At 72.6% G+C, this 19476-nt stretch carries 15 protein-coding genes and 1 pseudogene; 8 read left to right on the top strand and 8 right to left on the bottom strand.

All coding sequences use genetic code 11. The annotated features are described in order from the left end of the window. Nucleotides 1-155: 155 nt before the first annotated feature. From A4V12_RS31455 to A4V12_RS31445, 3 genes are all read right to left on the bottom strand, one after another. Nucleotides 156-353: a hypothetical protein gene (locus tag A4V12_RS31455; RefSeq protein WP_064072863.1), complete on the bottom strand. Its 198-nt coding sequence runs from the start codon at nucleotides 351-353 to the stop codon at nucleotides 156-158. A gap of 211 nt (nucleotides 354-564) precedes the next feature. Beyond that, a complete protein-coding gene (locus tag A4V12_RS31450; RefSeq protein ID WP_064072862.1) occupies nucleotides 565-3240 on the bottom strand; it encodes a LuxR C-terminal-related transcriptional regulator in 2676 nt (891 codons plus the stop codon). Nucleotides 3241-3340: 100 nt separating this feature from the next. After that, nucleotides 3341-4012, bottom strand: a complete 672-nt coding sequence (locus A4V12_RS31445; RefSeq protein WP_064072861.1) for a DUF4097 family beta strand repeat-containing protein — start codon at nucleotides 4010-4012, stop codon at nucleotides 3341-3343. A 223-nt stretch (nucleotides 4013-4235) separates the two neighbouring features. Between A4V12_RS31445 and A4V12_RS31440 the strand changes: the two genes are divergently transcribed. Continuing rightward, nucleotides 4236-5036, top strand: coding sequence for a helix-turn-helix domain-containing protein (locus A4V12_RS31440; RefSeq protein ID WP_064072935.1), 801 nt, complete (start codon nucleotides 4236-4238; stop codon nucleotides 5034-5036). Nucleotides 5037-5066: 30 nt separating this feature from the next. Here the strand turns inward: A4V12_RS31440 and A4V12_RS31435 are convergent, their stop codons facing one another. Together A4V12_RS31435 and A4V12_RS31430 are read right to left on the bottom strand one after the other, a co-directional pair. Further along, nucleotides 5067-5252, bottom strand: coding sequence for a hypothetical protein (locus A4V12_RS31435; RefSeq protein WP_159028975.1), 186 nt, complete (start codon nucleotides 5250-5252; stop codon nucleotides 5067-5069). A gap of 152 nt (nucleotides 5253-5404) precedes the next feature. After that, nucleotides 5405-6604 (bottom strand): serine/threonine-protein kinase, encoded by a 1200-nt coding sequence (locus tag A4V12_RS31430; protein WP_159028974.1) that lies wholly within the window; start codon nucleotides 6602-6604, stop codon nucleotides 5405-5407. Between the two features lie 124 nt (nucleotides 6605-6728). On the opposite strand from A4V12_RS31430, the pseudogene A4V12_RS31425 reads away from it, so the two are divergent. Then, nucleotides 6729-7604, top strand: a pseudogene (locus A4V12_RS31425) (IS5 family transposase). A 21-nt stretch (nucleotides 7605-7625) separates the two neighbouring features. Here A4V12_RS31425 and A4V12_RS31420 read toward each other — a convergent pair. After that, nucleotides 7626-8045, bottom strand: coding sequence for a MarR family transcriptional regulator (locus A4V12_RS31420; RefSeq protein WP_064072934.1), 420 nt, complete (start codon nucleotides 8043-8045; stop codon nucleotides 7626-7628). A 124-nt stretch (nucleotides 8046-8169) separates the two neighbouring features. Here A4V12_RS31420 and A4V12_RS31415 point away from each other — a divergent pair, with 124 nt between their 5' ends. From A4V12_RS31415 to A4V12_RS31400, 4 genes are all read left to right on the top strand, one after another. Next, nucleotides 8170-9042, top strand: a complete 873-nt coding sequence (locus A4V12_RS31415; RefSeq protein WP_064072858.1) for an alpha/beta fold hydrolase — start codon at nucleotides 8170-8172, stop codon at nucleotides 9040-9042. A gap of 660 nt (nucleotides 9043-9702) precedes the next feature. Then, nucleotides 9703-10059, top strand: a complete 357-nt coding sequence (locus A4V12_RS37825; RefSeq protein ID WP_064072857.1) for a peptidase inhibitor family I36 protein — start codon at nucleotides 9703-9705, stop codon at nucleotides 10057-10059. A 461-nt stretch (nucleotides 10060-10520) separates the two neighbouring features. Next, nucleotides 10521-11723 (top strand): heparin lyase I family protein, encoded by a 1203-nt coding sequence (locus A4V12_RS31405; RefSeq protein WP_079137510.1) that lies wholly within the window; start codon nucleotides 10521-10523, stop codon nucleotides 11721-11723. A gap of 335 nt (nucleotides 11724-12058) precedes the next feature. Next, a complete protein-coding gene (locus tag A4V12_RS31400) occupies nucleotides 12059-12658 on the top strand; it encodes a hypothetical protein (RefSeq protein ID WP_064072855.1) in 600 nt (199 codons plus the stop codon). A 161-nt stretch (nucleotides 12659-12819) separates the two neighbouring features. Here the strand turns inward: A4V12_RS31400 and A4V12_RS31395 are convergent, their stop codons facing one another. Both A4V12_RS31395 and A4V12_RS31390 read right to left on the bottom strand, forming a co-directional pair. Next, on the bottom strand, nucleotides 12820-13254 hold the full coding sequence (locus A4V12_RS31395) for a hypothetical protein (protein WP_064072854.1): 435 nt from the start codon (nucleotides 13252-13254) through the stop codon (nucleotides 12820-12822). A gap of 122 nt (nucleotides 13255-13376) precedes the next feature. Then, entirely contained in the window at nucleotides 13377-14126 is a 750-nt protein-coding gene (locus tag A4V12_RS31390; RefSeq protein WP_064072853.1) for a hypothetical protein, read from the bottom strand. Between the two features lie 616 nt (nucleotides 14127-14742). On the opposite strand from A4V12_RS31390, the gene A4V12_RS31385 reads away from it, so the two are divergent. Together A4V12_RS31385 and A4V12_RS31380 are read left to right on the top strand one after the other, a co-directional pair. Further along, entirely contained in the window at nucleotides 14743-19158 is a 4416-nt protein-coding gene (locus A4V12_RS31385) for a non-ribosomal peptide synthetase (RefSeq protein WP_064072852.1), read from the top strand. Continuing rightward, the gene (locus A4V12_RS31380) at nucleotides 19158-19472 is read left to right on the top strand and encodes an acyl carrier protein (protein WP_079137509.1); all 315 of its coding nucleotides are present in this window, start codon (nucleotides 19158-19160) and stop codon (nucleotides 19470-19472) included. The genes A4V12_RS31385 and A4V12_RS31380 overlap by 1 nt, the downstream gene beginning before the upstream one ends. Nucleotides 19473-19476: the final 4 nt, after the last annotated feature.

Raw genomic sequence — 19476 nt, 5'->3', positions numbered from 1 at the left:
CCGCGCCCGCTGCGAAGCGGATGCGGTACGGCGCGGGTGCGAGCGGGGTGGTACGGCGCGGACGGCACGGTACGACGCGGACGACGGGGACGGCGCGGTACGGCGCCGTACGGCGGCGCGGCACGGGGGCACAGTGGGTGCCGCTGGGGCGCCGCTCACTCGGGAAGCCGGCGCATCTCCATGACGGTGAGCCCGAGCGACTGGCAGCGGGCCAGCAGGCCGTACAGCTGCGCCTCGTCGACGACCGGTCCGAACAGTACGGTCTGGCCGGACATCGTCACGTGTTCCAGCTCCGGAAACGCCTTCGTCAGCGGTTCCGACATGTGTCCTTCGACGCGGATCTCGTAGCGCATCAGCTGCTCCCCGCTGGCGGCCCCGGGACAGGCGGGTTCGGCGTACCACTCGATCCTCCGTCCCGTGGCCCCCTGCGGCCTCACCCCGCAGAGGTGACCGCGTGGCCGGGCCGGGCGGGCCGCGCCGACGCGGCCCGGCAGGCACGCCGGAACTTCGGCGCAGGTCGGCATGTCGGCAGGTCTGCATGTCGGCATAGGGGGAAGCGGCCCGTCACAGCAGCCGGTGCTCGCGGGCGCGGCGTACCGCGTCATTGCGCCGGTTGACCGCCAGCTTGCGGTAGACGCTCTTGAGATGCGTCTTGACGGTGTTCGCCGACACCTGGAGGTCGGCGGCGATGTCCTCGGTCGACATCATCTGCGCCAGCCGCCGCAGCACGTCGAGCTCCCGTGTACTGAGCTCCTCCAGGACCGGCGGCGGACCCTCCTCCTCCGGCCGGGCCGGTGCCCCGGGCGTCGCGGGGCGGGGGGCGAGCCACCCCTCGGCCAGACCGCGCAGGGGCGCCGAGCCCAGGAGCGGCCGCAGCCACGGTCCGGCCTCGAAGAAGGGGCGCCGCACCCGTTCGCGGCGCGCCTCCTGAAGGGCCTGGGCGACCAGCCGGCGCGCCGCCCCGTAATCCTCCGCCAGGTGCGCCGCCTGCGCCCGCACCAGCAGGGCCCGGACTGTCAGTGCGGGGCCGGGCCCGGCGCGGCCCCGGGGCGGCAGGGCGGCGAGCAGGTCCTCCACCGCGACGGACTCGCCGATCGCCAGCCGGGCCCGGGCGACCTCCACGGCGCACGCCGGCTCGTCCTCGGGCACGGTGCCCAGCAGCCTGGCGGCCGCCTCCGGTCTGCCCTCCGCCAGGTGGGCGGCCGAGGCGACCAGTGCGGTGCACCCGTCCGCCCAGGGCGAGGCCACATCGGTCGTGATCGCCGGTTCCACCGCACGCAGCGCGGTGCGCGGCTCCCCGCGGGCCAGCAGCAGACGCGCGGTGACGAGGGCGCGGGCCGCCCGTGCCACGGGGTCCCGGGTCCCGTGGGGCGCCCCGGCCGGCGCGTCCAGGAGGCGCTGGGCCCTGTCCAGCTCGTTGCGCTCGACGGCGACGCCGGCGAGGACCAGCCGCCCGACGCCCGAACCGGCCGTCGGCTCCTCGCTGCACCGCTCCGCCGCCGAGACGGCCGTCAGCGCCTTGCGCTCGGCCCTGGCGAGCCGCCCGTTCAGGTAGTCGATCAGCGCCAGGCCGCCCAGCGCGTCCTGGAGCGGCAGGGCCGTCGAGGGGCCGCCGGCGGTGGTGGCCACCTGGGACAGCGCGGCCTGCGCGTCGTCGAAGCGCCCCGCCCACAGCCGCGTCGATCCCACATGGGCGAGCAGGAGGGCGGTCAGTTCCGGATGCTTGTCCAGGAGGTGCGCGGGGACCTCTTCGCGTACGCTCCGGGCGGCCTCCGCCGCCGCGTCGGCCCTTCCCGGCGCACCGGCGAGCCGCGCCGCGAGGGCTTCCAGCAGGGCGCAGCTCAGCCGGGCCGCCGCCCCGTCGGGCCCGTCCCCGCGCAGGCCCTCCTCGGCGCGGCGCACATGGGTCAGGCCCCGGTCGACGTCGGACCGCGTCAGGTCGCGCGCCGCCCGGACGAGTTCGGGCGCGGGGCCGGCGGCCTCCGGCCCCATGCGGGAGAACAGCTCCGTGAGGTCGGCGGAGCGAAGCCCGGTGAACAGCTGGCCGATGGCGAGGTCGTCCACCAGGGCGCCGGCGGTGAACGCCCAGTCGCCCGCCGCCGCCCCGTGCGCCAGGGTCTCCTCCAGCGGCCCGCCGCGCCGCAGCCAGTGCGCCGCCCTCCGGTGCAGCTCGGGCTCGCAACCGGGGCTCCGCAGGCGCAGGTGGGCGCGGAGGATCTCGGCGAACAGCGGGTGGAGGCGGTACCAGGCGTGGCCGAGGTGCTCGACGAACGCGTTCTCGCGGTGGAGCTCCCGCAGGATGGCCTCCGCATCGGCCCGTCCGGTCAGCGCGTCCACCAGCGGCGGACGGAACCGCTCCAGAACGCTGACCTTCAGCAGGAGGTCCTGCTTCTCGGGCGACTGCCGTTCGAGCACCTCGGCCAGAAGGAAGTCCGCGACGGTGGTCCGGTCCGCCTCGAACTCCTTCACGTACCTCTCCGGCGCGGGGCTCTCGCCGGCCGCCAGGGCGCTCAGCCGCAGGCCGGCCGCCCACCCCCCGGTGCGCCGCAGCAGGGAACGTACGGCCTCCGCGGGGAGGCTGAGCCCGTGCGTCTCCAGCAGCGCGGAGGCCTCGTCGGGGGTGAAGGCCAGCTCCGCGCCCCGGATCTCGGTCAGGTCGCCGGCCGCCCGGTAGCGGTGCAGCGGGAGGAGCGGTTCGGTACGGGTGACCAGGACGAGCCGCATGCCCCGCCCCGCGTGGTGCAGGACGAATTCCAGGTGGCGCGCGAACTCGGGGTCCGTCACCCGGTCGAACTCGTCCAGCACCACGATCACCGGCCGGTCGCGCGTGCTCAGGAAGGAGGCCAGACGCACCAGCAGCCCGTGGTCCACACGACCGGCCTCCGTGGGGCAGCCGATCTGCGCGGGCAGCTCGATCCCCGAGAGCCGCAGCGCCTGGAGCAGGTAGGCCCACAGCATGCCGGGCCCCGGATCCGCCGCGTCGGTCGTGAGCCAGGCGACCGGTTCGTCCCGGCCGGCGACCCAGTGGGCGACGAGCAGGGTCTTGCCCGCGCCGGCGGCACCGTTGACCATGGTCAGCGATGTCCCCATCGCCTGGTCGAGGTGCCTGATCAGGCGATTCCGCGGCAGGAACGTCACCGGCAGCGTCGGTGTCGCGAACCGGGTCTGCAGGAACGGCTCTCCCTGGGGATCGGCTGGCGGCCAGGCCGGACTCGTACCGTTCTTCTCGATTCCGGCCATGGCGCCATCACCACCGTCCGTCCGGCTCCGGCAACGCTCCTGCGCCCAGCATCGCAGCCCGGCCACGTCCGTGCGCGCCGCGCGCCCGTACGCAGGGGCTTCAGAGGCTGCGGGCGGTGATGTCGCCGTAGGCGGTGGTGGCCCGGACCTCCAGATCGGCGTGGGGGCCCTCGCTGTTCCTGAGGGCGTTGTGGATGCGGCCGTATCCGGTGGAGGCGTCGAGGGACGCGGAGGTGCCGGAGGCGGCGGTGAGGGTGATGTCACCGGATTCGGTGCGCAGGGCGACCGTGCCGCGGACGGCTTCGCCGACCCGGAGGTCGCCCTTCTGGGTGCGGATCTCGGCGGGGCCGCCGAGGCGGCCGACCGTGATGTCGCCGGCCATGAGGGTGAGGCGGGCGCTCGCGGTCTCGTCGAGCTTGAGCGGCCCCTGGGCGCATTCGACGGTGACGTCGCCGAGCCGGCCGACGCCGCGGATGTCGGCGGCGGCCGCCGTGGCCTCGACGTGGGAGCCGGCGGGCAGCTGGACGGTGATCTCCACGGATCCCGAGGTGCCGAGGACCGGGTTCTTCGCCGGCGCGCCGTCGATGCGCAGGACGCCGTCGGCGAGGGTGACCGTGGTCCGCTCGGCGGCCCTGACGTCGCGGTCCTTGGCGGGGTCGGCCGGCAGGACCTCCACGACGGTGTCGGCGCGGTCGGCGGCGATGAGGCGGATGTGCCCGGCCGGGATGTCCAGGACGGCGGAGACCGGGGCGGGGGTGGCGAACTTCTGCATGGTGAGCTCCTGTGGCATGTCGTTTCCGATGACAGAAACGCTACGTTGCGTTCGGCAAGTCGGCAACATTCTCGTTGCGTATAATCAACAAAAGAGCAGCTCAACCGCCTGATTTCGTTGCATTGGCCTTGGAGGTAACGCAATGCTCCTCTCGAATTTGATTGCAATGACCTGAGGGTGAAAGCTATGCTGCGCGGACGTGCGGATCATCGAGGAGGACACGGTGCCGGGAGGCAGACTCACCCAGCAGGAACGGCAGCAGATCGCGCTGGGACTGGCCGACGGCCTCGCCTACGCGGAGATCGCCAGGCGCCTCGACCGCCCTACCTCGACGATCACGCGTGAAGTGATGCGGAACGGTGGCCCCACCGCCTACCGCGCCGACCTGGCCCACCGCGCCACGGAGCGTCGCGCCCGGCGGCGCAGGCAGGTGGCGTCCCGCGGTCTCACGGGGGCGCCCCCGCAGGTCCACGGGCGTGACGCGGAGGCCGTGCGCGAGTACGAGGAGGTGCTCACCACCGTGATGATGGCGTCGGGCATGCCCAAGATGATGTCCCGGGTGATGGCCTGCCTCACCCTGACCGACAGCGGCAGCCTCACCGCCTCCGAGCTGGTCCAGCGCCTCCAGGTCAGCCCGGCGTCCATCTCGAAGGCGATCGCGTTCCTCGACAGCCAGGGCCTCGTCCGCCGGGAACGCGACGAGCGCCGCCGGGAACGGTACGTCGTCGACGACGACATCTGGTACCGGTCGATGATGGCCAGCGCCCGGTCCACCGCCCAGATCGTCGAGATCGCCCGCCAGGGCGTCGGCGTCCTCGGCCCGGGCACCCCCGCCGCCACCCGCCTCGAGAACGTGGCGCGCTTCCTGGACTTCGTCTCCGAAAGCATCGCCCGGGCCGCTGAACAGGCCCGCGCCATCCTCCACACGAAACCCGCAGCCCCCGCGGAGAGCGGCGCCCCCGCACCACCCCCCGCACACCCCGGGGACGCGGCCGCGCGGCAGCGGCCGGACGACGAATCCTGACCCCGGGTGTCGCCCCGCCGCGAGTCGCCCTCACGCGCCGCGCGTCACGTAACGCGACGGCACCGACTCGGCCCGTCGGTCCACCTCGGCGGCCATGGTGGTCACCGGATGCGACGTGGGACCGCAGTGGGCCGTGGACGGTGCCTGGAAGAGCATCCTCGCCGCGGGCGTGGGAGCGGCGGAAATCGACGACGATCGCGACTGGACGGTGTCCATCGACTTCATCTTCGTCCATGGACTCGACCGTCCGGGCCCACCGGCACGCTGCCGGATCATGCGGAGCAGGTGCATCAGCCGCCCCGCGCGATGGCGCGGGTTGACCACCCGAACCGCCGGGCTCGCCGCGTGTGGTGGGTGGACCGTGGCGGTCACAGCCCGTTCGGAGCCACCAGCACAATCACCATGACGGTCACGAGCAAGAGCACCACTCCTCCGTGGAGAAGCATGGCGACGGTCGCCTTGATCTTGAAGGCCGTGCTCCATGGCCTGCGATGCCGGAGCGCCGCCGAGCATGACACCCACAGCCCCGGCAGTGCGACGATGGGCGCCGCGAGGGCCCCGACCCCCAGCCAGGTCGTCTCGGTCTGAGCTCCCAGCAGCCACGCGAGCAGGCAGGCGACCTGGGCGATGAATAGCCGGCGGGCGCGTGACACCCGGTCGCGGGGGGCGGCGGTCGGTGGGGGCTGAGACGGTCGCGGCGGTACGTAGGGGGCCTGCCGCGTCCGGGCCGTGGGGGCGGGCTGGTGCAGTGCCGCGCGCATCGACTCCGCGTCCGGATAGCGGTGGGCGGGCTCTTTGGCCAGGGCGCGGGCCAGTACGGCCTCCACCGCCGGGCCTGCCGCGATGCCCAGGGAGGCAAGGGTGGGCGGCGGAGCGTTGAGGTGCTGGTATACGAGCGCGTAGCTGGAGTCCGCCTCGAAGGGGAGCCGTCCGGCGAGCATCTGAAACAGCATCACACCGACCGAGTAGAGATCGGACCGGCCGTCGATGTCGGAGCGGCCCAGCAGTTGCTCGGGCGACATGAAGTGCGGGGTGCCGATCAACAGGCCGGTTCGTGTGAGGGCGGCACCGGCCCCCGCTGCGGCCCGGGCGATGCCGAAGTCCGCCACCTTCGCCGTCCCGTCCGCCGCCAGCAGCACGTTGCCCGGCTTGATGTCACGGTGCACCAGTCCGTGCGCGTGGGCCACTGCGAGCCCGGCCAGCACGTGTGATGCGAGATGCAGGGCCTGCGCAACCGGCAGGGGATGCCCTGCGCGCAGCAGATCCGCGAGGCTGGAACCGTCGACGAGCTCCATCACGATGTACGGGACGGGCTCGTCCCCCATGTCGTGGACCGCCACCACATGCGGATGGCTGATGGCGGCCATGGCCTGCGCCTCGCGTCGGAACCGGGCCGGATATCCGCCGTCGGACGACAGACCGGTCTTCATCGCCTTGAGAGCGACCATCCGGGCCAGCTTCGTGTCGTAGGCCCGGAAGACATCGGCCATGCCGCCGCTGCCGAGCTTCGCCTCGATCCGGTAGCGGCCGCCGGCCAGCACCGCCCCGGGTCCCAGTGTGTCCCCCACAGGGCCGAGCATGGCACAAATAACGTATACGTCAGTAGAGTTGAGCATTCCGCCGGGGTGGGGACCGTTGATGTGCTAGGCCGTGTATCGAAAGTGGATCTTGACCTATGAATGATCGTGTTTCATGGGGCAGGGAGATCTCACGGATGAACAGTGGGCTGTGCTGGAGCCGCTGTTGCCGACGGGGGCGAAGGTGGGGCGGCCGCCCGTCTGGCCGCGGCGGCAGCTGGTCGACGGCATACGGTTCCGTGTCCGGACCGGTGTTCCGTGGCGGGATGTGCCCGTCGAGTACGGGCCGTGGGGCCGGATCTACGACTTGTTCCGCCGGTGGCGGCGGGATGGCACCTGGCACCGGGTTCTCACCCGGCTCCAGGCTCTGGCCGACGCGCAGGGGGTGATCTCGTGGGACCTGAGCGTCGACTCCACGGTGTGTCGCGCTCATCAACATGCGGCCGGGGCCCGAGAGCACGGTGACCTGCAGAAGGAACCGCCGGGCGGTGTCGTCACCGAGCCTCGTGATCACGGACTGGGACGCTGGCGCGGCGGGTTCACCACCAAACTGCACTTGGCTGTCGAGCAGGGCCAGAAGCCTCTATCGATCGTGGTGACGGCCGGGCAGCGCGGCGACTCGCCACAGTTCGAGGCCGTGCTGGAGAAGATCCGCGTGCCCCGCGTCGGGGTGGGCCGGCCACGCATTCGCCCGTACCGCGTGCGCGCTGACAAGGCTTACGCCTCCCGCAGGAATCGCGCCTACCTGCGTAGACGAGGCATCCGCTGCACCATCCCGGACAAGGCCGACCAGGCGCGTCACCGCAAGCAGCGCGGATACCGCGGCGGTCGGCCGCCGAAGTTCGACCCGGTCGACTACCGCGAGCGCCACGCGGTCGAGTGAGGCATCAATCGCCTCAAAAGGCATCGTGCCGTGGCCACGAGATACGACGAACTCGCGGTTCGTTACGAGGCAACCGTTCTCGTCGCGGCCATCAACGAGTGGTTGTGACCAGCATATTCGAGACACATCCTAGACCGCTGCCTTCCGCATCCCAGTCAGAAAGCCCCTGATCGCGGCCAGTTCCCGCTCGTCGTATCCCCGCAGCAGGTCCACCGCCCGATCGATGAGCGGTCCGAAGTGGGACCAGCCGAGGGCGATCGCCCGCTCGTCCACTTCGATGGTGACCTTGCGGCGGTCCCGCGCATCCCGCACCCGCCGCACATGCCCGGCCCGTTCCAGGCGGTCGACCAGTGCTGTGGTTCCTGCCGAGTTGAGCCCAAGGGCGGTGCCCAGGTGCCCTGCTGTGGTCTCCTCGCCGGCGCGGGCGGCGTCCATCAGGGCGATCAGCGCACGCACGTCGGTGGGGTGCATGCCGTTGCGCTGTGCGAACCGGGTGCTGTGCCTGCCCAGGTCGACGGCCACCGCGCGCAGCAGGTGGACGATCTCCATCTCGGGCCCCGGCTCGGCTCGTTCGACGAGTTCCTCACCCTCCTGATCGGGCACGGACCACCTCCACGTATCATCTCGCCCAACAAGTATCTTGCTGAGCGAGATAATAGAGGAGTCGCCGTTCATGAACGCTCGCGATACCTACGACGCCGACAACTTCCTCATGGCCTACGACAAGGTCATGACCAAGTGGCCTGCCGCTCGCGAGACGGCGACCATTCCCACGCCCTTCGGCACGACACACGTCAACGTATGCGGCCCGGCCGACAGGCCCTCGCTCGTCCTCCTGCCCGGCGGAGGGGGCGCAACCTCCGCGTCCTGGTACGCGCAGGCGGCCGAACTGTCTCGCACCCACCGGGTGTTCGCCGTCGACCTGATCGGCGCCCCCGGACGCAGCACTCCCGACGGCGACCGCCGCCCCCGTACGGTCGCCGACCTGTCGGCCTGGCTGGACGCGCTCCTCGACGGCCTCGGAGTGGCCGAGACCGACCTGGGCGGACACTCGTACGGCGCCTGGATCGCGCTGCATCACGCCATGCGCGCGCCCGACCGGATACGCCGCCTGGCCCTTCTGGACCCGACCCAGTGCTTCGCCGGGTTCAGTCCGGCCTACCTGCTGCACGCACTGCCCATGCTGCTGCGGAACACACCCCGCCGGGTCCGCGCCTTCCTGGAGTGGGAGACCAAAGGCTCCGCCCTCGATCCCGACTGGCTCGCCCTCCAGGAGGCGGCCGCCGGTTTCCCCTCTTTCCGACCCGTAGCCGGGCTGCGCCCGGCACCGGACGCCCTGCGCGGCCTGGACCTGCCGGTCCTGTTGCTCCTCGCCGGAAGCAGCAGGACCCATGACCCCTCCAAGGTGGCCGCCCGCGCCGAGGCGCTGCTGCCACGCGTCGCAACGACCGTGCTGCCGGATGTGTCCCATCACGCGCTTCCACACGCCATCCCGCCCGAGGCGAACCGCAGCCTCGCCGGCTTCCTGGAACGGTCCGGTGACTGAGTCTCAGCCCGCCCCGGGCACCGCACCGTGAAAATCAACCCTCGTTCAGCTCCGCTAATAGCACTTCCGATACTCGGCCTAGGGGCCGTCCAGTGCGGTGACCGCATCGATCAGCGCTCCGACCTCCGATCCGTCCGGCCCGGGCGGTCACGGCACGAACGGTGGTCTGCCGGTTCCGCTTCCGGTGCCTTTGGTCTCTGCCCCGCTCAACCTTGGCACGTGAGAACCCGGAAATCGCTGTGGAGTCGGCACCGTGCCGAGATCCGCCCTGCGCTTCGTCACCTCGGCTGTTCAAGGCGGGCAGATGTTTCGACTGCCTCGGTCATGCAACAGTGCCACTGATCGGCGGCCGCGGCCATCGCCATGTCCCACGCGGACCCGGCATCGCGCGGTATGGGCCAGACCATCGGATCATGGGGGTGCCGTGGATGCTCACGAGAAGCCGGACGGCCTGAAATGCCCGTCTGGCAGGCCGTCAGTACGCCGGGCTACCCTCGATCAGCGGGCTTTGACGCTGCAGCGCCCCGCTGTCGCACTAAGGGGTTGGGCGGCCTCGCCGTCGCCGGGACGACGCAGGGCGATCATGAAGAAGCTCGGACAGGTCCCAGCAACGGCGTAAGGAGAGACATGGGTACTGCGCGGCTTCGTGCTGGAGTTGTTGTGTCGACCTTGGTAGTGGCGGGGGCGATGGTGGGGCCCCCGGCAACCGCTGCTTCGGCGCCGCCGAACTGCAATCCAGGACTCCTGTGCCTCTACCGGGACTTCCAGTACCGGAGCGGCCAGTTGAATGTCCTGTCGCACAACCTCGCCAACGCCGGCACCAGTGGCTACTCCCGGTCTCTTGGTCTCTTCAACAACGTGACGTCGTCCCTCTCGAACCAGACCGACATGCGAGTCTGCCTGTACAGCGGACAGAACCGGACAGGGGACGTCATGGCGGTCGGTCCGCACGAGAACTGGGACCAGCTTCCGTTCTGGGCCGTTGACGACATCGAGTCCGTCTTCAAGTGTGAGTGACCAGGCAGCGGCCCGACCCGGACGTGCGTGCCTCCGCCTCGCACTGGGCGGGGCCGAAACACCGGCTTTCTACGGCACTTGGAGGTACGTGCCGAGTCCGGCGGGCTGCCCGGCACCGTCGGCCTGCTCCACCGCAGCGTCCATCCGATCAGGTGGCCCCGCGGGGGCCGATACCCGGCCACGGCCCGGGGCGGCCGGTGTCCTCGGTGACCCGTGGGGTGATCGGGTGCGCCGGTCATGTTGACCGGGCGGCCCGGGCGGGGGTGCGGAGGAGGCGTACGGCTGCCGCAGGGCGACCGTGTGGCCCATCCGTCGGGGGTACGGAGGAGGGGGCCGCCGTGCTCCCGCGCGCCGGTCGTCGGGCCTTGCCGCCACCCGGCGGCGGCGGGAAGAGTCGGCGCCCGGCACCGGACAGGTGCGGCACGGCGACACAGGACCCGTCCCGAAGGGGGAACGCGGGCATGCAGCGATCGCGACTCAGGACATGGCTCATGGCGGTGACCTCGACCGTCCTCGCGGCGGGAGTGGCGCTGACCCCGGTGGGGCCGGCCGCGGCCGACCCCGCCGGGGTGCAGCGCACCCTCGACTGGGAGCAGTCGTCCGACCGGACGCTCCCCACCGCGGCACCACCGCAGTTCATCAAGCAGTGGGCCACGCCGTACGGAGCGACGAACATCACCGGTCCCACGCGCGACGGCGCCCACGCCGCCCGCTTCGAGCTGCGCAAGTCGGACCCGGTCGTCTCCAGCAGCAAGCGGGCCGAGATCTCCCAGCGCGACGAGCAACCGGTGGGCGCGGACCGGTGGTACGGCTTCAGCATCAATCTGGACAGCACCTGGAGCTACGACACCTCGGCGGAGATCGTGAGCCAGTGGCACCAGTGCGACACCGACTGCCCCGGGGGTTCACCGCCCCTGGCCCTGCTCACCGACGAAGGGCGCTGGAAGATCGACTTCCGCGGCCAGTTCATCGACCTGGGTCCGTACACCACCGGGGTCTGGGTCGACTGGGTGTTCCACGTGACCTGGCGTACGGATAGCACGGGCGTACTGCAGGTGTGGAAGAACGGTGAGCGCGTCGTCCACCGCACGGGCGCGACACACGGTGGGGGACCCCGCTCCCCGTACTTCAAGTTCGGCATCTACAAGTGGGACTGGAACACCGGAGCCCCCTCGAGCGTCACCCAGCGGGTACTGCGCTACGACGCCCTGCGCCTCGGTGACGAGCGCGCCACCCACGCCGACGTCGCTCCCCAGCGGACCTGCTCGCGCGGGGCGCCCGTGGCCTCCGCTTCCGCCACGACGTACGAGGCAGCCAACCCGCCGGCCAACGCCGTCGACGGTGACCTGACCACCCGCTGGTCCGGCCAGGGCTTCGGCGCCGCCCTGATCCTCGACACGGGCGCGGTCCGCCGGCTGTGCGGCGCGACGGTGGCATGGCACCGGGGCGACCTGCGCTGGAACGACTACACCATCCACGTCTCCCAGGACGGCGTGTCGTACACGAAGGCGTGGGAGGGCCGCAGCTCGGGCACGACCACGGCGCCCGAGGCGGTGCTCTTCACCCCCGGCTCCCTGGACGCCCGCTACCTCAAGATCTCCTTCTGGGCCAATCCCGAGAACGACTGGGCCAGCATCACCGAGGCGGGCGCGCTGGGACTCTGACGGCCCGCAGCGCGAGCGCGGTCCGCCGAGGGGCACGGCTCGGCGCCGGGGAGCGGACCGGCCCCGCGCGGTACGGGGGTACGGGTGGGGCGCGGTACGGGTGTCGTCCGGTGCGACCGGGCGGCGCCCGCGCGGCCGTACCGGACGGGCACCGCCCGCCGCACGGGGTCAGCCGTCGTGCAGCGCGGCCCGCCGCCCGGCCCGGCCGCCGTGGCACCCCCCTCTGCTCCGTTCGCACCATCCGCGATGGCGTGGTCCCGGCGGGCGGGTCACGGTGGGCAGGGCGTCGGCCGACTTCACCGGCGCCGTCGACCCACGGTGAGGGAGTTCAACGCATGTCCGGACGGAACACGACGCTACGCAGCCTGCACGACGTGGGCCTCGCCGCCTGGTTCGGCGGGTCCCTGATGGGAGCGGTCGGACTGAACGGCGCGGCGCAGGACGAGGGAGGCACCTGGGCCACCACCGCGCGGATCGCCAGCTCCGGCTGGGCGAAGTGGACGCCCGTCAACGCCGCGGCCATCGCGGCCCACCTGTTCGGCTCCGGCGGCATGCTGGCGGTGAACGCGCCACGCGTCGCCACCCAGCAGGGTGTCGCCGCCTCCACGCTCGCCAAGACCGTGCTGACCGGCGCCGCGCTCGCGGCCACGGCGTACAGCCGGGTCCTGGGCAAGAAGATCGAACTCGCCGCGTCGTCCGACCCCGAGGACGCGGCAAAGGCGGCCAAGCACCCGATCGACACCGACAAGGCCCAGCGTCAGCTCGCCTGCATGCAGTGGGCGGTGCCGGCCCTGACCGGCGGCCTGCTGATCCTCAACGCCCTGCACGGCGAGCAGCAGCGCCCCGCCGAGCAGGCCCACGGCATGTGGCAGCGTGCCCGTTCCCTGACGCCGGCCATGATGCCATCCTTCCCGGACTGGCACCTGACCCACTGATCCCCCCCGCCCCCGCCCCACCGGCGCGCCGCGAACACCGCGCCGCCACCGGCACCCGGCTCCCCGCCACCGCCACCCGGCCCCGGCACCCCGCGCCGCTGAGCGGTCACCCACCCAGCGGTCAGCCGGTCGACCGGTCAGCCAGTCGGCCGGTCGACCGGTCAGCCGGGCGGCCGGGCGGTGTGGTCGGGGTGCCGGCGCGTGCGGCGGGCTTCCTTCATCTCCGCCTCGTACAGGTGGTCGCGCCCGCCCGCGAGCCTGCGTACCAGCTCCTGCTCGATGTCGGCGAACGGCCGGTAGTAGGTGCGGTTGTAGGCCTCGACGATCTGGAACGTCCAGTGTCCCGGGATCACGTTGCGGCCCAGGATCTCGCGTTCCACCAGGTCGGCCGCCTCGTCGTGGCCGGCCTCGCGCAGCAGCCGGACGGCGTTGTCCAGCTCCAGGTCGGCGGTGCCGGTGAGCTGGTGGAAGCCGTAGAGGTGGCCGCGGGCCCGTTCCGTGGTCTCCAGGGCCTTCGACAGCGAGCCGAGCGCCTCCACCGTCCTGTCCGAGACCCCGTCCGGGCGCCGGTGGGCCGCGTCCGGCCCGTCGATCATTTCGTCGTCCACGTCGCCCGTATGCCCCCCGCACCCGCCGATCATGACCGTGTCACTCGATCGGGGCCGGGGCCGGGGCCGGGGCCTCGGGCCGGCGGCGGGGTGCCGGTGCGCCGGCGGGCTCAGTCGCCGGCCACCACGGTGAAGCCCAGCGAGGCGGTCCCCTGCTGCCCCCAGTCGGTGGTGACATCGGCCGTGAGACGGTAGCTCCCCGCCTCGTCCAGGCTGTCGCCGAAGTTGAACAGTGTGATGCTCGGCGGGCGGCAGCGCTCGCTGGTGTGGGTCCGTACGACGGTACCGGCCCGGGTGAGCTCCCACCGGACGTAGCAACCGGTGTCGATGCGGCCGGTCCGGTCGTAGACCTCCGTGTCGGCCCCCGGGGTCGCGCCCCGCCGATAGGTGTCGGGTCCGATCCTGCCGCGGCTGCCCATGTCGATCGAGACGTTCAGCGGTCCGGAGTGCTCGGGGGCCCGGGCCCCGGTGTCGTCCGGGGCGTCGGGCTCGTCCTGGGCCCGGCCGCCCTCCGCGGGGCCGTCCGCCCGGCCGCCTTCCGTGGGTGCGTCGGCCCGGCCGCCCTCAGGGCCGTCGGAAGCCGGCGGGTCCTGCCGTGCGTCCGGGGCCGTGGGCGCGTCGTTCCCCGTCGGCGCGGGCGCCGCGGCCTCGTCGTCCGGGCGGGGCACCGCAGTCCACGACGGTACGGGCGGTGCGGCGTCCTGCCGGGTGCCGGGGCCGTCGGACCGGCCGCCGGGGGCGAAGAAGGTGCTCCAGTACGGGGGGATCAGGCCGAAGGCCGCCACCACCAGGCCCAGTAACGCGAGCACCATCATCGTGGTCGCCCAGTTCCTGCCCGCGGTGGAATTCTCGGACGTCATACCGGTCCCCTTGCTCACGCCCCCGCGCACGGCCCCGCCGGTCACCCACCGGAGCCGCGGAGCCGTGTCCCGGCCCTTCCCCTCGTGGACCGGGCCACCAGTGTAGGAGCGGCGACGGCCGCCGGAAGCGGTTCGCGGAAACCCGCGCGGGGGAGGGGGCGCGGCCCGGCGGACACCTCGCGGTCTCCCGGCGTACGGGGCCGTACCGGCGCCCTCACCGCCGTCTTCACGCCAACTCGCGCGATCGGGGAATAACCCGCTCCGACGAGAAAGGCTTGGCCAACGGGTGACGCACCGACAAAGAGGGGCGCGCATTCCGGCCACCCGGCCCCGACATGACGGTCCTCACGGTGGACTGGCCAAGTCGGCGTGGTTCTAATTGGCGGGCCCATCCGGAGCTGGGGACCTGCCGTCCGGACGGGCTTCACGGGGGACTGCGAGGAGGACATCGAACCGGAAAGGCCGTGCCGCCGTCCGAAGGCGGCCGTGTCGCGCTGCCGCCGCCTTTCGCGGGACCAACTCCACTTGCTTCTTCAACTCTCCCGGTTTCAACCAATGGTATCCGGCCGCACGAGTCCCACCGCAACCCGGCGGAACTCGGCTGAGAGGGACGGCAATGACGGACAACAGTCGCACGACCCGGTCACCCCGGGACGCCGACCGGTTCGAGAAATTCCCGCTGACCGAGATCCAGTACGCCTACTGGGTCGGCCGGGGCTCCAACTTCGTCCTGGGCAACGTGGCGCCCCACGCGTACTTCGAACTCGAAGGCCGCCGGCTCGACCCGCAGGTGCTCACACGGGCCTGGCGGACCCTGATCGAGCGGCACGACATGCTCCGCGCGATCGTGGACGAGGACGGCGGGCAACGCGTCCTCGCCACCGTCCCGGAGTTCGAGGTGCGATGTACCGACCTGCGGTCGGCGCCGCCCGACGAGGCGGAACGGGCCCTGACCGCCGTACGCGAGGAGATGTCCCACCACGTCTACACGGCCGCCGACTGGCCGTTGTTCGACATCCGTCTCTCGCGCCTCCCCGAGCACGACCGGCTGCACGTCAGCCTGGACCTCCTCATGGTCGACCTGGCCAGCCTCACCCTGCTGTTCAGCGAGTGGAGCGCGCTGTGCAAGGACCCCGGGCTCCGGCTGCCCCCGGTCGACGTGACGTTCCGCGACTACGCACTGGCCCTCGAACGCGGCTCCCAGGCCCCCCGGCACCGCAACGCCCTCGACTACTGGACCTCCCGCGCCACCACCCTCGCCCCGCCACCGGACCTGCCGCTGGCGAAGTCGCCCGTCGGCGTCCACAAGCCGCGCTTCACCCACCGCGAGTACCACCTGCCCGAGGCGGACTGGAAGCGCCTGCAGGAACGCTGCGAGGCCCGCGGCCTGACCCCGACCGCCGTACTCGCCGCGATCTTCTCCGAGGTCCTCGCGGTGTGGAGCGGCACCCGGCGCTTCACCCTCAACCTCACCCTCTTCAACCGTCTGCCCCTGCTGCTGGAGCGGAACGAGGCCGGCAAACGCATCGTCCACCCCCACCTGCGCCGCATGGTCGGCGACTTCACCTCCATCTGCCTGCTGGAGATGGACGCGTCCACGGGCCGCTCGCTCACCGAACGCGCCGAGGCCACCCAGACCCAGCTCCAGAAGGACCTGCGGCACCGGCAGGTCAGCGCGCTCCAGACACTGCGCGAACGCCGCAGGCTCGGACTCCAGAGCGGCTTCGACACGATGCCCGTGGTGTTCACCAGCGGTCTGGGCACCGCGGCGGACGTCTCGGACGCCATGGCGTACTTCGGCGACATCTCCTACCGCGTCAGCCAGACGCCGCAGGTGTGGCTCGACCACCAGGTGGTCGACTTCACCGGATCCCTCGACCTGACCTGGGACTGCGTCGAGGAACTCTTCCCCGAGGGCCTCCTCGACGACATGTTCACCACCTACTGCCAAGCGGTCGCCCGGCTGGCCCGCGAGGACACGACGTGGGACCAGGAACTGGCCGTCGCGCTCCCCGCGCACCAGCTCACCGGCCGCGAGCGGGCCAACACCACCGACGGCCCGCGCCCCACCGGACTGCTGCACGAGCCGTTCCTGGACCGCGCCGCCGCCCATCCCGAGCGGCCCGCCGTACTGACCGCCACCCGGGAGGTCTCCTACGGTGAACTCGCCGCCCGCGCCGACGCCGTACGGCACCGGGTCGCCGACGCCACCCGCGGCGAGCAACTGCGGGACCGGCTCGTCGGCATCACCCTCGACAAGGGCCCGGAGCAGGTGGCCGCCGCGTACGGCGTGATGATGGCCGGCGCCGCGTACCTCCCGGTCGGCACCGCCCTCCCCGCGCACCGCCGGACCCGCATCCTGCGCGACGGAGCGGCGGCCGGCATCGTCACCGACAGCGCCCTGGACACCGCCCTGGAGTGGCCCGACGGCATCGCCCGCGTCCTCGCCGACCGGGCACCGCACCCGTCCGGCGCGGACGGCGCCGACCGCCGCCCCCCGGGTCCCGCCCGCCCCGGCGACCTCGCCTACGTCCTGTACACCTCGGGCTCCACCGGCAGCCCCAAGGGCGTCATGATCGAGCACGGCGCGGTGCTGAACACCGTGGCCGACATCAACGACCGCTTCGGCGTCGGGCCCGACGACCGGGTGTTCGGCCTCGCCGACCTGGGCTTCGACCTCTCCGTGTACGACGTGTTCGGCACCCATGCCGCGGGCGCCGCGCTCGTGCTGCCCGACCCGGACATGCGCTCGGAGCCCGCCCACTGGGCGAAGGTGATGACCCAGCACGGTGTGACAGTGTGGAACTCCGTGCCCGCCCAGATGCAGATGCTGGTGGAACACCTCGAAGCGGGCGGGGAGGTCCCCGAGCGGCTCCGGCTGGTGCTCCTCAGCGGCGACTGGATCCCCGTCGACCTGCCCCGCCGCATCCACGACCTGTGGCCGGACGCCGACGTCGTCAGCCTCGGCGGCGCGACCGAGGCGTCCATCTGGTCCATCCACCACCGTGTCGACGAGGTGCCGCGGGGCGCCAGGAGCGTGCCGTACGGCGTCCCGCTGCGCAACCAGACCTTCCACGTGCTGGACGAGCGGATGGAACCCTGCCCGGTGTGGACCGCCGGACAGCTCTACATCGGCGGCACCGGCCTGGCACGCGGCTACTGGGGCGACGAGGAGCGCACCGCGGCGAGCTTCGTGCGGCACCCCCGCACCGGCGAACGCCTCTACCGCACCGGTGACTTCGGGCGGTACACCGCCGACGGCACCATCGAGTTCCTCGGCCGCCGGGACGGCCAGGTCAAGATCAACGGCCACCGGGTGGAACTCGGCGAGATCGAGACGACGCTCTCCCAGCACCCGGGCGTCGACGCGTCCGTCGTGGTGAGGACGACCGACGGCGCGGGCGCCGCCCGCCTGCACGGGTACGTCGTGCCCTCGCCCCGGGACGAGACGCTCTTCGTCACCGAACGGGCGGAGCCCGAGACCGCCCGGGACCGGTGGCGGGCGGTCCGCTCGGCCGCCGGCCGGCCCGCCGAGGGCCCCGGACCCGAGGCGCTGCGCTCCGCCTGGGACGTGCTGAACGAGGTCCACACCGTCGCCACCGCGGCCGCGTTCCGCTCCTTCGGCCTGCCCCACACCCCCGGAGCGGCCTTCGACCCCGCCGCACTGCGCGGCGCGGGGGTCGCCCCGCGGTACGAACGCTGGCTGGCCCGGGCCGTCACCGCCCTGGAGGCGACCGGCCACCTGCGCCCCGGCCCCGGCGGACCGACCGTGGCCCGGGAGCTGCCCGCCGCCCTGCCGCCCGGGCTGAAGCAGCGGGCGCGCGTCACCCTCGGCGAGGTCCTGGGCATCGAGGAGGACGTCACCGACTGGATGCTCACGCTCGCCGACGGGCTGGCCGACGTCCTCACCCAGAGCGTCCACTCGGCGGAGCTGTACGCCTCCGACCGCACCCCCGGCGTCTACGACCGGCTCTTCGGCCCCACCTACGCGGCCGCGGCCGCAGCCGTCGGAGCGCTCGCCGAACGGTGGCCGGCGGACCGTCCGCTGAAGGCCATGGAGGTGGGCTCCGGGTACGGCTCGCTCACCCGGCACCTCCTGCCGCTCCTGCCGGCCGACCGCACCGAGTACCTCTTCACGGACATCTCGCGCTACTTCACGGACCGCGCCCGCGGCGTGTTCGCGGACCACCCGGCCCTGCGGTACGAGGTGTTCGACCTCGACCTGCCGCCCACCGTCCAGGGATTCGGCGACCAGAGCGCGGACCTCCTCGTCGCGGCCAGCGTGCTCCACGACATGCGGCGGATCCGGCCCACCCTGAAGAACCTGCGGTCCATGACCGCACCCGGCGGCATCCTGCTCATGGTCGAACAGACCACCTTCCACCCGTGGTTCGACCTCGTCATGGGACTCCAGCAGGGCTTCGACAACTTCGAGGACACCGAACTGCGCCGGGACCACTGCCTGCTGTCCCGCGAACAGTGGCACGCCGAACTCACCGCGGCCGGCTTCGACCGTGCCGAGGTCCTCACCACCCGCGGCGGCCCGGGCTCCGTCGGCTTCGACGTCATCGTCGCGCAGGCACCGGACACCCGCCGCAGGTTCGCGCCCGAGGCGCTGCGGGACTTCGCCGCCGAGCGCCTGCCCCGGCACATGGTGCCGGCGCAGATCCTCGCCCTGGACGAACTGCCGCTGAGCCCCACCGGCAAGGTGGACCGCGCCGCACTCGCCAAGGCCGGCGCGCGCGGCGCCTCCCGCGGCAGGCCCGCGAAACCGCCGCGCACCGACCGGCAGCGCAAGCTCGCCGAGATCTGGCGCGAGGTGCTCGGGCTGAACCAGGTGAACCTGGACGACGACTTCCTCGACGCGGGCGGCGACTCGCTGCTCGCCGCGCGGCTCGTCGCCCACCTCCAGTCCGCGTTCGACGTCACCGTGCCGGTCGGCACGGTCCTCCAGTACACGACGGTCGAGGCGCTCGACGGCCACCTCGAGCAGCTCCTCGGACCGTCCGAGCCCATGCCCGGGGAGAAGTGATGAACCAGACGCAGCAGACCGGCCCCGCCCCCGCGGCCCGGGCCGACCGGGAGCCGCCCGGCCGCCCGGCGGCCGGCGCCGTCACCGCGTGGGTCGTGGCCTTCCTCGCCGAGATCCTCGACGTCCCCGCCACCGACGTCGACCCCGCCACGCCCCTCGACGAACTGGGCGTCGACTCGGCCACCACCCTCGTGCTGTGCGCCGGGCTCGCCGCGGAGTTCGGCGTCCCGGTACGCCCCCGGGACGTCCTCGACCACTTCACCGCGGACGCCCTCGGCCGGCACCTGGCGGCTCCGCTGCCCGCGGGAGTGTGAGCCC

It is taken from the genome of Streptomyces noursei, assembly GCF_001646665.1.
Lineage (GTDB): Bacteria > Actinomycetota > Actinomycetes > Streptomycetales > Streptomycetaceae > Streptomyces > Streptomyces lavendulocolor.
Note: the sequence above shows the minus strand (reverse complement) of the source record. Positions and strands in the feature narration are given on the sequence as shown.